14 protein-coding genes and 3 pseudogenes are annotated in these 13,382 nt (G+C 70.2%); 13 read left to right on the plus strand and 4 right to left on the minus strand.

Features of this window, described 5'->3' with window-relative positions:
* Positions 1 to 192: 192 nt before the first annotated feature.
* Positions 193 to 1,344, plus strand: a complete 1,152-nt coding sequence (locus ASF60_RS13740) for a GGDEF domain-containing protein (protein WP_056185707.1) — start codon at positions 193 to 195, stop codon at positions 1,342 to 1,344.
* A gap of 65 nt (positions 1,345 to 1,409) precedes the next feature.
* Here the strand turns inward: ASF60_RS13740 and ASF60_RS13745 are convergent, their stop codons facing one another.
* Together ASF60_RS13745 and ASF60_RS13750 are read right to left on the minus strand one after the other, a co-directional pair.
* The gene (locus ASF60_RS13745) at positions 1,410 to 1,742 is read right to left on the minus strand and encodes a hypothetical protein (RefSeq protein WP_244478430.1); all 333 of its coding nucleotides are present in this window, start codon (positions 1,740 to 1,742) and stop codon (positions 1,410 to 1,412) included.
* An 8-nt stretch (positions 1,743 to 1,750) separates the two neighbouring features.
* Positions 1,751 to 1,933 carry a hypothetical protein gene (locus tag ASF60_RS13750; protein WP_056185710.1) on the minus strand — a complete coding sequence of 61 codons (183 nt, stop codon included), beginning with the start codon at positions 1,931 to 1,933 and terminating at the stop codon, positions 1,751 to 1,753.
* 195 nt (positions 1,934 to 2,128) lie between these two features.
* Here ASF60_RS13750 and ASF60_RS13755 point away from each other — a divergent pair, with 195 nt between their 5' ends.
* Complete coding sequence (locus ASF60_RS13755; protein WP_056185714.1) at positions 2,129 to 2,308, plus strand: hypothetical protein; 180 nt, start codon at positions 2,129 to 2,131, stop codon at positions 2,306 to 2,308.
* Positions 2,309 to 2,430: 122 nt separating this feature from the next.
* On the opposite strand, the gene ASF60_RS13760 is transcribed toward ASF60_RS13755, so the two are convergent.
* Both ASF60_RS13760 and ASF60_RS13765 read right to left on the minus strand, forming a co-directional pair.
* Positions 2,431 to 2,772 carry a hypothetical protein gene (locus ASF60_RS13760; RefSeq protein WP_056185717.1) on the minus strand — a complete coding sequence of 114 codons (342 nt, stop codon included), beginning with the start codon at positions 2,770 to 2,772 and terminating at the stop codon, positions 2,431 to 2,433.
* Between the two features lie 496 nt (positions 2,773 to 3,268).
* On the minus strand, positions 3,269 to 3,658 hold the full coding sequence (locus ASF60_RS13765) for a transposase (protein ID WP_056185719.1): 390 nt from the start codon (positions 3,656 to 3,658) through the stop codon (positions 3,269 to 3,271).
* Positions 3,659 to 3,907: 249 nt separating this feature from the next.
* Between ASF60_RS13765 and ASF60_RS13770 the strand changes: the two genes are divergently transcribed.
* The 11 genes and pseudogenes from ASF60_RS13770 to ASF60_RS26215 all read left to right on the plus strand — a co-directional run.
* Positions 3,908 to 5,134: a transporter substrate-binding protein gene (locus tag ASF60_RS13770; RefSeq protein ID WP_056185722.1), complete on the plus strand. Its 1,227-nt coding sequence runs from the start codon at positions 3,908 to 3,910 to the stop codon at positions 5,132 to 5,134.
* A gap of 4 nt (positions 5,135 to 5,138) precedes the next feature.
* Positions 5,139 to 6,764: an urea ABC transporter permease subunit UrtB gene (gene urtB / locus ASF60_RS13775; protein ID WP_244478431.1), complete on the plus strand. Its 1,626-nt coding sequence runs from the start codon at positions 5,139 to 5,141 to the stop codon at positions 6,762 to 6,764.
* A complete protein-coding gene (urtC, locus tag ASF60_RS13780; RefSeq protein ID WP_082507953.1) occupies positions 6,761 to 7,921 on the plus strand; it encodes an urea ABC transporter permease subunit UrtC in 1,161 nt (386 codons plus the stop codon). The genes urtB and urtC overlap by 4 nt, the downstream gene beginning before the upstream one ends.
* The gene (locus tag ASF60_RS13785; protein WP_056185726.1) at positions 7,918 to 8,628 is read left to right on the plus strand and encodes an ATP-binding cassette domain-containing protein; all 711 of its coding nucleotides are present in this window, start codon (positions 7,918 to 7,920) and stop codon (positions 8,626 to 8,628) included. Before urtC ends, ASF60_RS13785 begins: the two co-directional genes overlap by 4 nt.
* On the plus strand, positions 8,625 to 9,344 hold the full coding sequence (gene urtE, locus ASF60_RS13790) for an urea ABC transporter ATP-binding subunit UrtE (protein WP_056185729.1): 720 nt from the start codon (positions 8,625 to 8,627) through the stop codon (positions 9,342 to 9,344). The genes ASF60_RS13785 and urtE overlap by 4 nt, the downstream gene beginning before the upstream one ends.
* A 22-nt stretch (positions 9,345 to 9,366) precedes the next feature.
* A complete protein-coding gene (locus tag ASF60_RS13795; RefSeq protein ID WP_056185732.1) occupies positions 9,367 to 10,353 on the plus strand; it encodes an acetamidase/formamidase family protein in 987 nt (328 codons plus the stop codon).
* A gap of 182 nt (positions 10,354 to 10,535) precedes the next feature.
* Positions 10,536 to 10,754 (plus strand): hypothetical protein, encoded by a 219-nt coding sequence (locus ASF60_RS13800; RefSeq protein ID WP_056185735.1) that lies wholly within the window; start codon positions 10,536 to 10,538, stop codon positions 10,752 to 10,754.
* A gap of 35 nt (positions 10,755 to 10,789) precedes the next feature.
* Positions 10,790 to 10,972, plus strand: coding sequence for a hypothetical protein (locus ASF60_RS13805; protein WP_056185737.1), 183 nt, complete (start codon positions 10,790 to 10,792; stop codon positions 10,970 to 10,972).
* Between the two features lie 469 nt (positions 10,973 to 11,441).
* Positions 11,442 to 11,746 (plus strand): annotated as a pseudogene (locus tag ASF60_RS26205) (hypothetical protein); the annotation flags it as partial.
* Between the two features lie 524 nt (positions 11,747 to 12,270).
* Positions 12,271 to 12,610: pseudogene (locus tag ASF60_RS26210) on the plus strand (hypothetical protein); the annotation flags it as partial.
* A 5-nt stretch (positions 12,611 to 12,615) separates the two neighbouring features.
* Positions 12,616 to 13,382 (plus strand): annotated as a pseudogene (locus ASF60_RS26215) (hypothetical protein); the annotation flags it as partial.

Below are 13,382 nucleotides of genomic sequence, written 5' to 3' on the forward strand. Positions count from 1 at the left end.
GGCGGATCTGCTGGTGGAGCGCGGCGCGGCTGGAGGGTCGATCCGGGTCGCCGCGGTAGGGCGCGCCTGTGAAGGAGAGTGTGGCGTGAATCTTAACCGAACCGGGCCATCAAGCCTGCGGGGACCGGCGGCGGGGGGCACTGCGGAACCCTCTCCGACGCCGATCGCCGTTCGCGAATGCCAGGTCCTTCGATGCACACCGATGCCCGGTCGTTCAGCCTCCCGTCCTGGCGCCTCACGCGCTGGCTGACGGATGCGGGTCCGGACGTTCCCCTCGAGATCCGCGCGGCCCTGATCCGCAGCCTGTTCGGCACGTTTCCGATCTTCGCCGGCGGCGTTCTCAACACGATCGCGGTCTCGACCCTGGTGGCGCTCCGGCTGCCCCGGCCGGAATTCCTGATCTGGTGCGCCCTCGAATACACCATCTGCCTCACGCGCCTCGTCGTGCTGGTGATCGCCCACCGCGCCGCGACCGCGCGGCGCCGGACACCGACGGATTTCTACCTGGTGCTCGGGCTCGCCTGGGCGGCCAGCGTCGGCTACGGCACCCTGATCAGCCTGATCAGCGGCGACTGGGTGGTGGCGACCCTGGCCTGCCTCTCGGCGGCCGCCATGGTGGGCGGCATCTCGTTCCGCAATTTCGGGGCGCCGCGCCTCGCCGGCGCGATGATCGTGCTGACGCTGGGCTGCTGCTGCCTCGCCGCGCCGTTCACCGGCGAGCCGATCCTGCTCATCACCTTCCTGCAGATCCCGTTCTACCTCGCCAGCATGAGCGCGGCGGGCTTTCGCCTGAACAAGCTGCTGGTGGCGACCATGCGGGCCGAGCGCGAGAACGCCTTCCGGGCCCATCACGACATCCTGACCGGCCTGCCCAACCGGGCCGGACTGGCGGAGGCGATCGAGGCGCGCGGCGATGCCCCGAAGGCGCTTCTCTACCTCGACCTCGACGGCTTCAAGACCGTCAACGATACCCACGGGCATGGGGTCGGCGACGCTCTGCTGCAATCCGTCGCCGATCGCCTGCGGGCGGGCACGGGGCCGGGCGACGTCGCCGCCCGGCTCGGTGGCGACGAGTTCGTCGTCCTGGCCGACGGCCTCGCCCCCTCGGCGCTGATCGGTTTCGGCGAGGCGATCGCGGCCCGGATCTCGGAGCCCTATGCCCTGGAGGGCGGCCGGACGGCACGGATCGGCGTCAGCATCGGCATCGCCCTGGCGCCCGAACACGGCACCGACCTGCCCCGACTGCTCTCCGTGGCGGACAAGGCCCTCTACGAGGCCAAGGCCCAGGGCAAGGCCCAGGGTGAATCCCGCTGTGCCATCGCACCACTGACGCGGGCCGCCTGAAGGAGGGCCGCTTCGAGGGATGGCGTCGGCGTGAAACAACCGAACGGATGCGCCCGCCGGTTCGCCTACGCGCCGGACCCGGATGGCGGTAGGCCCTGCTCGGGGGTCGGCACCACGCCGAGGCCGCCGGCCGCATCCGGCGGGGCGGCACCGAGACGGCGCAGCAGGGCTTCGTAGGTCTGGACGGCCGGGCCATCGGGCTGGCGTTCCCGCGTGACCTCCAGGAGCTGGCGGACATCCGCGGCGAACCGGCGCTTGGCCTCGTCGCCGCCCGGGACCGTTTCGAACAGCCGGCCGATGGCGACCTCGTACAGGCCGGTCAGAAGTTCGAGCTTCTGAACCTCGAGCCCTCGAGCCTCGCGCTCTCGCGCCTGGGGCGTCTCGCCATCGTCCGGCATCGTCCGGATCAGGCCTGCCGTTCGAGCTGCTTGGCCAGCCGCTGAGCCTTGAGCCGCTCCGTCTTCTCGTCGCGCGCCTGGAGCGATTCCCGCAATTCGGACCAGGCCGCCTCGGCGACGCGGTCGCGCTCGGCAAGCTTGGCCGCCTTGGTCTCGATGCGGTCGACGACGTGGCTCGGCGGTGTCGGCATGGGCGCTCCTCATTCCTGCTCCCAGGGGAGATAGGGCAGCGAGCGCCGAAGTCTGCGTTTCGTGGTCAAGTCTGGGTTTCGTGGTCAAGTCCGGGTTTCGTGGTGACGTCTGCGGTCGGTGTTGCGGAAAGGATTCATCAACGCTGCGGCGCCCGCGTGTCGGAACAGTCCGGAGCGGGCGGGATTTCTCCGATCATGTCGGATCGTGTCACGTCAGAGCTGGAAGCGGTCGTCGCACGCCTGAGGGCGGAGCAGGACGTTCTGCTGCTGGACGCCGAGGCCGACGAACGGCCCCCCTGCCAGGCCGTCCTCCAGCGGATCGTCGAACTGGAAACGAAGATCCAGTCGGTCGAAGACCTGATCGAGGATCGCTGAGGCCACGGCGTCGACCGACCGAACCCGCCGCGGCCGGAACCGGGCGGGCGTGAAAAGGCCAAAGCTTCATCAGGCCAAGGCGCGATCGGGCTACGGCGCGATCGGGCTACGGCGCGATCGGGCTACGGCTTGGGCTTGATCATCTCGTAGCCCATGCGCTTCTCGCCGTTGAAGGCCCAGATGCTCTTGTAGCCACCCGCGTCGTCCTCGACGAGAAGTGCCGTTCCACTGGTGCCGTCGCTGGTGAAGCTCGCCGCCATGATCCGGGCGTCCCCCACGGCGTAGCCGGTGTACTTGTCGCCGGCAATGTTCCAGCTCAGCTTGAAGGTGTCTTTGCTGGTCTGGACGATGATCAGCGTACCGGAATATTCGGTGTCCGGCTCTCCGTTGCTGCCCTTGACGCTGTAATTGCCGGCGCCGCCTGCCAGAGCAGGCAGACTCGCGCACAGCGCGAGGCCGAACACAGCCGATGTGCAGATCCTCGATGCAAATCTCTTCATGATAGCGATGCCCCCGATGACGTTGATCTTGTACGCCCGAATTTTCGGGCTCCCGGACTTACGCGGCTGGACTTAACAAACCGAACGCCTGAGCCACGGCGACGCCATCGGTCCGGGTTCCGCCGGGTCTCGCCTGCCGCTTCGATTCTGAGAGGACCGCCACCGACACGGAGCCCACGGGAGGAAACCACGCCAGCAACCCGTCCGGCGCCCGGCGCTGCGCCGGCGCGGCCGTGATCTTCGTCGTCAGGCGGATCAGGCTCTCGGCCGGTGCGTGGCCGGACGCCTGTTCGGCCCCGGCACCCGGCGTGGGTCACCCTCCCGGGCGGTGCCGTCTCGCCCGGATGGCACGTCCGGGAGCTTCGGACCTATCCGGTCCGCATCACCGGCATGGGAATCGACGTGTGGATCGATGGGGGCCGCTGAGGCCTGCCCATCGCGGCGCCTCGTCCGTTCATCGTCAGCGCGCGGTCCTGAGACCGGCATAGCGCCCGACCGAGGCGTGACCGCCTCTGAAGCGGGGCGGTGTCATGACCGATGCGGGCCGCCCGGCCGATGCAGCCAGCCCGGTCGACGGCGGCTGCGTTCTCCCGGCGCGCTCTCCCGGAACCGAGGCGAGCAGCGCGCGCCGCAGAGCCGTCACCTCGCTGCGCAGCCGTGCATTCTCGCGCTCGACCTCTCCGAGGTGCAGGACGCCGGCCGGCGGCAGACCCCCGAAACGTCGGCGCCAGCGGTAGAAGGTCCCGACCGAGACATGCGCAGCGGCGCAGATCGCCGTGATGGCCGTTCCGTTCTCCGCCTCCCGCAACAGGAAGGCGATCTCTTGATCGGTATGTCGGGATCGCCGCATGCGCAGGAGCCAATCGAGTCGGTATCCGGAACGGCCTCCAGCAAGAAACGAACCGTCGGTCAATCGACGCGCAAAGGTGTGCCGTCCGGCCGATTGTGCAACTTTTGACGTTTGTCGCACCCGGGCGCACTCACCTTGAGCGGAACGCCTGGGTTTTACGCAAGGCACGGGCGCCGTGCAGCCTATTTGGCCTTCCTCCTCACGCCCTCAGCTCGGACAATCGCGGCGTCACGGAACGAGGCGAGAGCGATGGTCGAATTCACGAGACGCAGCCTTCTGGGAGCGGCGGCGGCCCTGGCCGCCCCGGCCCTCATCCGGCCGGCCTGGGCCGCCGACACGGTCAAGCTCGGTTGCCTGTTCTCGTCCTCGGGCACCATGGCCAACATCGAGGGCCGCCTGAACCACGTGGTGCGGATGGCGGCCGAGGGCCTCAACGCCAAGGGCGGCGTCAACGGCCGGCGCATCGAGGTCGTGACCTCGGACCCGGCCTCCGACTGGCCCCTCTACGCGCAGATCGGCCGGCAGATGCTGCAGCAGGAAAAGGTCGCGGCCCTGTTCGGCTGCTGGACCTCCGTCTCGCGCAAATCCGTCCTGCCGGTGGTGGAGCAGAACGACGGGCTGCTGTTCTACCCGCTGCATTTCGAGGGCGACGAGAACTCGAAGAACATCGTCTACGTGAACTCGCCCCCGGCAAGCTCGGTGCTGCCGGCGGTCGATTACCTGATGGGGGCCGAGGGGGTCGGCGCCAAGCGCTTCTTCATGATCGGCTCGGACTACGTCTGGCCGCGCACCATCAACAAGCAGCTCAAGGCCTACTGGACATCCAAGGGCGTGCCCGAAACCGCGTGGCGCGAGGAATACGTGCCGCTGGGCTTCTCCAACTTCCAGACTCTGGTGAACCAGATCCGCAGCTTCGCCGCGCAACCCGGTGGGCAGCCCATCGTGGTGCTCACCGTGGTCGGCTCGTCGATTCCCGATTTCCTGCGCGAATTCGCCAACCAGGGCATCCGCGCCACCGACGTGCCGATCCTCGGCCTCGACATGGTGGAGGCCGACCTCGAGGGCCTCGATACCGCGCCGCTGGTCGGCCACCTCAATTGCTGGGCCTATCTCCAGGCCGCCAAGGCCGAGGCCAACACCCGGTTCCTGTCCGAATGGGCGGCCTACGTGAAGGCCAAGTCCGTGCCCTTCAGCGCCGACACCGTCATCGACCCCATGGTCTCGGCCTATGACAGCGTCCAGCTCTGGGCGCTCGCCGCCGCCAAGGCCGGCAGCTTCGACGTGCCGGAGGTGCGCAAGGCCTTCCCGGGCCTCAGCTTCGCCGATCCGTCCGGCTACACCCTGACCATGGGGGCCGAGAACAACTACGTCGCCCGCGGGGTCTTCATCGGCTCGGTCAACGAGAAGCAGGGCTTCGACATCCTCTGGCAATCGCCCGACGCCCCCAAGCCCGTGCCGTTCAGCCCGTATGGTTGAGGGGGTGAGACGGCTCGGTCTCGTTGCTCTCCTGGCGTGGGGCGCGAGCCTGATGATGCCGCCGGCCCTCGCGGCGGATGCGCCGCTCGAGCGCGGCCCCTTCGCCGCCGCCCTGTGCGGGGACGGCGCGGCGCAGACGAAGGCCGTCGAGGCCTTCCTGCACCGCGCCGCGGAGGCGGAGGCCGCCGAGATCGCCTGGGCCGGCGCGGCCTTGCGCGCGCTCCTCGACCGGCGCCTCGCCTGCCTCGGCGAGACCGCCCTGCTGCTCGACCGTGCCGGCGCCGCCGAAGGCGTCGAGGCCGCCACCGGGACGGCGCGTCCGGCCGCCGGCGGGCGCTCGCCGGTGCTCGGCCTGCGCCAGCGCGCCCTCGTGGAGACCGCTTCCGGGGCGGCGGCCCTGCTGACCGGCCCGAGCGTCGAGGCGCGCCGGGCCGGCCTGTCCATCCTGGAGCGCCGCATCGGCGCCGTGCCGGAAGCGTTCCTCCTGCGCGCGGCCTCCGCCGAGACCGATCCCGGCCTCCGGGCCAGCCTCGCGGCCGTCGCGCAATCCGCCGCCCTGTCGTCGCCGGACCCGGCGCGCCGCCTCGCGGCGATCCGGGCCGTCTCGGAGGCGCCCTCGGGCGCGGCGTTCTCGCGGCTCTCCGCCCTCAAGACCGACGCGGCCTACGGCAGCGATCCCGCCTTCCGCAGCGCCCTCGACGCCGCCCTCGCCCGGGTCGAGCGGGCCGTGTCCATCGGCAACGGTCTCGCCGTGCTCTACAACGGCCTGAGCTTCGCCAGCATCCTGTTCATGGCGGCCGCCGGCCTCGCCATCATCTTCGGGCTGATGGGCGTCATCAACCTCGCCCAGGGCGAGTTCATCATGATCGGCGCCTACGCCACCTACGGCGTGCAGGAGGTCCTCCGGCGTCTCGCCCCGGCTTGGCTCGACGCGTACCTGCTGGCCGCGATCCCGGTGGCGTTCCTGGCCTCGGCGGCGGTCGGCATCGCCATCGAGGCGCTGATCCTGCGCCACCTCTACCGGCGCCCGCTGATGAGCCTGCTCGCCACCTGGGCCGTGAGCCTGTTCCTCATCAACGGGGTACGGGTCGCGGTCGGATCGCAGAACCTGCAATTCGCCATGCCGTCCTACGTCAGCGGCGGCGTGCCGCTCTATGCCGACTTCGTGGTGACCTGGAATCGCCTCTTCGCCATCGCCTTCGCGGTCGCCACCCTGGCGCTGACCCTCGTGATCCTGAAGCGGACGCCGCTCGGGCTCGACATCCGCGCGGTGACGCAGAACCGCGACATGGCCGCCTGCCTCGGCATCCGCACCCGGCGGGTCGACCGGCTCGCCTTCGGCTTCGGCTCGGGGCTGGCCGGCCTCGCGGGCGTCGCCCTCTGCCCGATCTACAGCGTGAATCCCGGCATGGGCGCGAACTTCATCGTCGACAGCTTCATGGTGGTGGTGCTCGGCGGCGTCGGCACCGTCGCGGGCACCCTGGTGGCGGCGCTCGGCATCGGCAGCGCCAACGTGCTGATCGAGCCGCTCTACGGGGCGGTCGCCGCCAAGGTGATCGTGCTCGCCGGCATCATCCTGTTCCTGCAGCGCCGGCCCGAGGGCCTGTTCGCCGTCAGGCGCCGGCGATGAGCGGCGCCGTGGACCTGTCGCCGCGTGTCCCGGCCGTCCGGCGGATCGGCCCCGCTCTGGGGAGCGACCCGCTGCTGGCGAGCCTCGTCGTCCTCGTGCTGGCGGCGGCCCTCGGCCTCGTGCTGCTCCAGCCCGCCCCCTACCTGGTCAACATGGTCGGGCAGCTCGCGGCCTTCGCCATCCTGGCCGTCTCCCTCGACCTCGTCTGGGGCTATCTCGGCATCCTCAGCCTCGGGCACGGGCTGTTCTTCGCCATCGGCGGATACGTCTGCGCCATGCACCTGCTGGCCCATGCCTACGCGGTCACCGGCACGGCGCCGGACCTCATGCAGTTCATGGGCTGGAAGAGCCTGCCGGCCTACTGGACCGGCCTGACCAGCGCGCCCTACGCCCTGGTCCTGGCGCTGGGTCTGGCGGCGGCCGTCGCCTTCGTGTTCGGCCTTGCCTCGTTCCGCTCGCGGGTGAACGGCGTCTACTTCTCGATCATCAGCCAGGCGCTGGTCTACGTCGCCATGCTGCTGATGTTCCGCAACGATACCGGGCTCGGCGGCAACAACGGCATGACGGGTTTCTCCGTCCTGTTCGGCTGGCCGATGGGCAGCCCCGGCGTGGTCACGGGCCTCGCGGTGGCGGCCCTTCTGACCCTGGCGGGCGTGCTCGTCGGTGCCAAGGTTCTCGTGGCGAGTCCGATCGGCCGCCGCATGCTCGCCTGCCGGGACGACGAGGCGCGGCTGCGCACCCTCGGCTACAGCACCACCCGCCTGAAGCTCGGCATCTGGTGCCTCTCGGCCGTCATCGCGGCGCTGGCCGGCCTCCTCTACGTGCCCCAGGTCGGCATCATCAATCCGCGGGTGCTGAGCCCCGACCTGTCCATCGAGATCGCGGTCTGGGTCGCCATCGGCGGCATGGGCCGGCTCGGCGGCGCGGTGATCGGCGCCGTGGCGGTGAACGCCCTGAAGTTCTGGCTCAGCGCGGCGATGCCGGAGGCCTGGCCCTTCATCCTCTCGGGCCTCGTCCTCGCGGTGGTGCTGGGCCTGCCCAACGGGCTGCTCGACCTCGCCGCGCTCCGGCTCCGGCCCGCATCGCTCAAGCAAACAGGGCTTCGGCCCACATGGCTCAAGCCCACATGGCTTCGACGCGGAGGCGGGCTTCGATGAGCGCCCTCGTGGTCGACAGCCTCTCCGTGGTGTTCGGGGCCTTTCGCGCCCTCGATGACCTGTCGCTCGCCGTCGATGCCGGCGAGGTCCGGGCGGTGATCGGCCCCAACGGCGCGGGCAAGACCACGCTGCTCGATGCCATCACGGGGATCACCCGGCCGCGATCCGGGCGCATCGTCCTCGGCGACGGTCTCGATCTCACCCAGCACGGGGAGGCCGCGATCGCCCGGGCCGGCGTGCGGCGCAAGTTCCAGAAGCCGAGCGTCTTCCCGGCCCTGACGGTGCGCGAGAACCTGAGCCTCGGCTGCGGTCCCGGATGCCCGCCGGGCGCGCAGGCGGACCGCATCGCGGCGGCGCTCGCGGAGACCGGCCTGGAGGCCCGGGCCGGTGCGCTGGCCGGTGCCCTGGCGCATGGGGAGAAGCAGTGGCTGGAGATCGGCATGGTGCTGGCGTCCGAGCCGCGCGTGATCCTCCTCGACGAGCCGGTGGCGGGCCTGTCGGATGCCGAGACGGCCCGGACCGCCGAACTCATCGCCACCCTGCGCCGGCCGGATCGCGCCATCCTGGTGATCGAGCACGACATGGCCTTCGTCGAGGCGGTCGCCGACCGGGTGACGGTGCTGCACGAGGGCCGCACCCTGTTCGAGGGCGGCATGGCCGCCGCCCGGGCCGATGCCCGCGTGATCGAGGTGTTCCTCGGCCGATGAGCACGCCCTGTCCCCCCCGCCCGGCCGGCCTCGCGGTCTCGGGGCTCGACCAGCATTACGGCAGCGCCCAGGTGCTGCGGAACGTCGACCTCGCCGTTGCGCCCGGAGCCTGCCTCGCCGTGCTCGGCCGCAACGGCGCCGGCAAGACCACGCTGCTGCGCTGCCTGACCGGGCTGATCCCGGCGAGTGGCGGGACGATCCGTCTCGACGGCGCCGACATCACGCGCCTGCCCTCCGACCGGCGCGCCCGCGCGGGCCTCGCCATCGTGCCCCAGGGCCGCGAGATCTTCGCCGACCTCACCGTGGCGGAGAATCTGCGCGTCGCCGCGCGCGCGCACGGGCTGGAGCGAGGCGACGCCGTCGACGAGGCGATCGCCCTGTTCCCCGCCCTGCGCGACCTCTGGCATCGACCGGGTGGAAACCTCTCCGGCGGCCAGCAGCAGCAGCTCGCCATCGCGCGCGCGCTGGCGACGCGGCCGCGCGTCCTGCTCCTCGACGAGCCGACCGAGGGCATCCAGCCCTCCATCGTCTCGGCCATCGAGGGCGTGATCGCGGGTCTCAAGGGCCGGATCACCGTGGTGCTGGTGGAGCAGTACCTCGATTTCGCGATCCGCCTCGCCGATGCCTTCGTGGTGCTCGCGCGCGGAAGCGTGGTCGAGCATGGCAGCCGCGAAACCCTGAACCACAACGCCGTCTCGCGTCACATCACCGTCTGATCCGACACAGCAAGGACCCCGCATGTCGCAGCACCACGAGATTCCCGCGACCCCCGAAACCATGGCGCTGGGCTACTTCGACGCCGCCCTGCCGCCCGTCCTGGAGATCGCCTCCGGCGATACCGTGACGCTGCACTCGTTTCCGGCCGGCGGCCGGGAATCCCTGCACCCCGATCCCGCCCGCGTGCCGGCCGATTATCGCCTCGCCCTCGACACGCTCGCGCAGGGACCCGGCCCCCACTTCGTCACCGGGCCGGTCCATGTGCGCGGGGCGGAGCCGGGCGACGTGCTCCAGGTCGAGATCCTGGACCTGAAATTCCGCATGGATTGGGGCTTCGTGGCGATCCTGCCGCTCCTCGGCACCCTGCCGGACGAGTTCACCGACTACGAGACCATCCACCCCGACATCGATGTGGCCCGCGGCGTCGCCGTGCTGCCCTGGGGTACGGAGCTGCCCCTCGATCCGTTCTTCGGCATCATGGGCACGGCGCCCCCCGCCGCCTGGGGCCGGGTCGGCACCCCGGTCCCGCGCGGGTTCGGCGGCAACATGGACAACAAGGAACTCAAGGTCGGCACCACCCTCTACCTGCCGGTCTACAATCCGGGCGCCGGCTTCTATGCGGGCGACGGCCACGGCGTGCAGGGCGACGGCGAGGTCTGCATCACCGCCCTCGAAACCGGCTTGACCGGCACCTTCCGCCTCACCGTGCGCAAGGACCTCGGCTATGCTTGGCCCTTCGCCGAGACGCCCACCGACCTGATGTCGATCGGCCTGCACGAGAGCCTCGACGAGGCGATGCGCCAGGCCGTGCGCGAGATGGTGCGGCACGTCTGCGATCGCACGAGCCTCACCCGCAACCAGGCCTACATGCTGTGCTCGCTCGCCGGAAACCTGCGCATCACCCAGACGGTGGACGGCAACAAGGGCGTGCACATGCTGATGCCGAAGAGCGCTCTCGCGTCGCCGGGGGCGTCGCCCGCGCCGACGCAGGCCGCGCCGAAGGGCTGAGCCGTCGAGGCCGGAAGCTCCCTTGGGCGCGAACCTTGCACGCGACTCAACCTTGCACGCGACTCACCTGTGCATGCGCGGTCGCCGGGTCGCGTATGATGCGATGGGGAGGAGGGACGGGCTCGGGACCGGATGGCCTCGGCGCGCGTTAGACCTGCATTCAGCCCCGCGAGAGAGCCCCGATGCAGACGAACCGACTGGCCGAGACCGAAGCGGTTCTGGCGCGCACCGATCAGGCCTGGCGTTCCGAGATGACGCGTCTCTACGGTCCGGACGGCGTGCTCCGGTTCGGCTACAGCCAGGAGGGCCGCGGCGCCGACGGCACGCCCGTGCGCCGGGCCTACGAGGCGCGCCGGCATGCGGTCGCGCTCTGGCGGCATGAGCGGCGGGTCGAAGCCTAGATCGCCCGGCGGGATTCTGGGAGCGTGCCGCGCCGATGGGGATGATGTCCGTCCTCGCCCTGTGGTCCGCGTACTGGGCGGCGATGTTCGCCCAGGTCGCCTATCTGCGATCCCTGGACGACGGCGAGGGCGTTTCCGGATTCTCGTTCCTGTCGAAAAGCCTTCTCGTCATCGGCGCAGCTCTGTTCCTGCTGGGCAGAGGGAGCGTGACCACGTGAGTCTTACCGGTCGGCCGAGCGATCGCGCCAGCCTCTGATCCGGCTGGACGGAACCGCCGGAAACCGGCCCCCGATCCGTCATGCGGGCGAGGACTCCGTCATGCAGGCGAGGACTCCGTCATGCAGGCGAGGACTCCGTCATGCAGGCGAGGGCGGTCGCCCCGGTAGCGCCCCGGATGCGCCCGATCTCCAGCGAAGCGTGACGCCGACGAGCAAGGCCGCTTCGGGGACGATCCTCACCCTCTCGCCTCGGGATGGAACCGCTGACGGAAGGCCATCCGCCACCGGCCACCCTTGCCCCTAAGCCTTTGAGCGAAAGGGTTCGATTAATTTGTCGGCCTGGCGGTACTCTTCTTTAACGAGAGAAATACTCTGCCGATTCAGACGATGGAACCAAAGGCAGTATTTGCTCTGTATTAACTTAGCCGTTCTCATGATCCGTCATCGATCGCAAGAAAGTCAGCGACCCATGGCGGACACGGCATTGTTTTCGGCTCAGTACACCTCCGGCACCGCAGGTGCGGATCGGATCGACCTCTCGTCGCGCGGGACGCGCGCACAACTGATTGCCGGCCAGGATGGTGACGACATCATCATCGGTGCATCGGGCAACGATACCATCAACGGTGGCGCCGGAAACGACATCATGACCGGCGGGCTCGGCGTCGACACCCTGACGGGCGGAGCCGGGGCCGACCGCTTCGTGTTCAGCAAGGCGGATCTCGCCGGTACGGCCACCCTGACGGGCGCCGCCCTCGACCGGATCACCGACTTNGACGGGCGGAGCCGGGGCCGACCGCTTCGTGTTCAGCAAGGCGGATCTCGCCGGTACGGCCACCCTGACGGGCGCCGCCCTCGACCGGATCACCGACTTCGAGGGCGCCGGCGTCGCCGGGGGCGATACCATCGTCCTCCAGGGCTTCGCCACCGATTCCAGTGTGGTCGAGGTCAGTCGGCAGGGCGCGCTGCACACCTACGAAATCCGCGAGCACGGCGTCGCCGTCGGCCGCTTCACCGCCGTCCATGCCGGAGAGGCGCTCACGTCAGGCGACTTCGTGTTCGAGGCGTCGGAGGCGTCCGTGGTCAAGCCTTCTCCGGAAGCGCTGATCACGCCGGCGGCGTCGAGCACGCTCGCGCCGGTGGTTTCCGCAACCGCACCGGTCAGTTCGAGCAGCGGCCCGATCGCACCCCTNACGCTCTTCCGATCTGACTTCGTGTTCGAGGCGTCGGAGGCGTCCGTGGTCAAGCCTTCGCCGGAAGCGCTGATCACGCCGGCGGCGTCGAGCACGCTCGCGCCGGTGGTTTCCGCAACCGCACCGGTCAGTTCGAGCAGCGGCCCGATCGCACCCCTGGCGGCCCAGTACACCGCCGGCACCGCGGGTGCCGACCGGATCGACCTCTCCTCGCGCGGGACGCGGGCGCAGCTCATCGCCGGCCAGGACGGTGACGACATCATCATCGGGGCGTCGGGCAACGACACCATCAACGGCGGCGCCGGCAACGACATCATCACCGGTGGGCTCGGCGTCGACCTGCTGACGGGCGGGGCCGGAGCCGACCGCTTCGTCTTCAGCAAGGCGGATCTGGCCGGGACGGCCACCCTGACGGGCGCCGCCCTCGACCGGATCACCGACTTCGNCACCATCAACGGCGGCGCCGGCAACGACATCATCACCGGTGGGCTCGGCGTCGACCTGCTGACGGGCGGGGCCGGAGCCGACCGCTTCGTCTTCAGCAACGCGGATCTGGCCGGGACGGCCGGCCTGACGGGCACGGCCCTCGACCGGATCACCGACTTCCAGGGGGCCGGCGCCGCCGGCGGGGACACGCTGGTGTTCCGCGGCTTTGCCGCCGATGCCAACGTGGTCGAGATCGCCCGTCAAGGTACGCTACACACCTACGAGATTCGCGAGCATGGCACGGCCGTCGGTCGCTTCACCGCCGTCCATGCCGGGAATGCCCTCACGTCAGGCGATTTCGTCCTGGAGGATTCCGTGGCGCCCGAAACGCCGCCCGTGGTCGTTGCGCCCCCCGCGCCGCAGCCTCCCGAAGTGGCCGTACCGCCGGCGCCCCCGGAGCCGCCGGTCGTCGTTGCTCCGCCTGTAATCGTCGCTCCGCCTGTAATCGTCGCTCCACCCGTCGTGGTGAACGAGCCGGCGCGGGCCAGCGTGGCACCGACGAACACGATCAAGGCCAACAATGCCGTCCAGGCCCTGAGCGGCACGGCCGGGCACGACGACATCTGGGGCTGGGACAAGGGTGGTGCGGTCCTGACCGGCGGCACCGGCGACGACACCTACCACATCTGGCAATCGAGCGATCAGGTCGTCGAGGCGCCCGGCGGCGGCGTCGACACGGTCATCATTGCCTGGCGCGACTACACCCTGCCGGACAACGTCGAGAACCTGAG

This window comes from Methylobacterium sp. Leaf113 (assembly GCF_001423325.1).
GTDB lineage: Bacteria > Pseudomonadota > Alphaproteobacteria > Rhizobiales > Beijerinckiaceae > Methylobacterium.

Coding starts and splice junctions, on each gene's coding strand:
- ASF60_RS13785 (WP_056185726.1), top strand. CDS start 7,918: ATGAGCGCCCTCGTGGTCGACAGCCTCTCCGTGGTGTTCGGGGCCTTT.
- urtC (WP_082507953.1), top strand. CDS start 6,761: ATGAGCGGCGCCGTGGACCTGTCGCCGCGTGTCCCGGCCGTCCGGCGG.
- urtE (WP_056185729.1), top strand. CDS start 8,625: ATGAGCACGCCCTGTCCCCCCCGCCCGGCCGGCCTCGCGGTCTCGGGG.
- ASF60_RS13765 (WP_056185719.1), bottom strand. CDS start 3,658: ATGCGGCGATCCCGACATACCGATCAAGAGATCGCCTTCCTGTTGCGG.
- ASF60_RS13795 (WP_056185732.1), top strand. CDS start 9,367: ATGTCGCAGCACCACGAGATTCCCGCGACCCCCGAAACCATGGCGCTG.
- ASF60_RS13755 (WP_056185714.1), top strand. CDS start 2,129: ATGTCGGATCGTGTCACGTCAGAGCTGGAAGCGGTCGTCGCACGCCTG.
- ASF60_RS13750 (WP_056185710.1), bottom strand. CDS start 1,933: ATGCCGACACCGCCGAGCCACGTCGTCGACCGCATCGAGACCAAGGCG.
- ASF60_RS13805 (WP_056185737.1), top strand. CDS start 10,790: ATGGGGATGATGTCCGTCCTCGCCCTGTGGTCCGCGTACTGGGCGGCG.
- ASF60_RS13770 (WP_056185722.1), top strand. CDS start 3,908: ATGGTCGAATTCACGAGACGCAGCCTTCTGGGAGCGGCGGCGGCCCTG.
- ASF60_RS13740 (WP_056185707.1), top strand. CDS start 193: ATGCACACCGATGCCCGGTCGTTCAGCCTCCCGTCCTGGCGCCTCACG.
- ASF60_RS13745 (WP_244478430.1), bottom strand. CDS start 1,742: ATGCCGGACGATGGCGAGACGCCCCAGGCGCGAGAGCGCGAGGCTCGA.
- ASF60_RS13800 (WP_056185735.1), top strand. CDS start 10,536: ATGCAGACGAACCGACTGGCCGAGACCGAAGCGGTTCTGGCGCGCACC.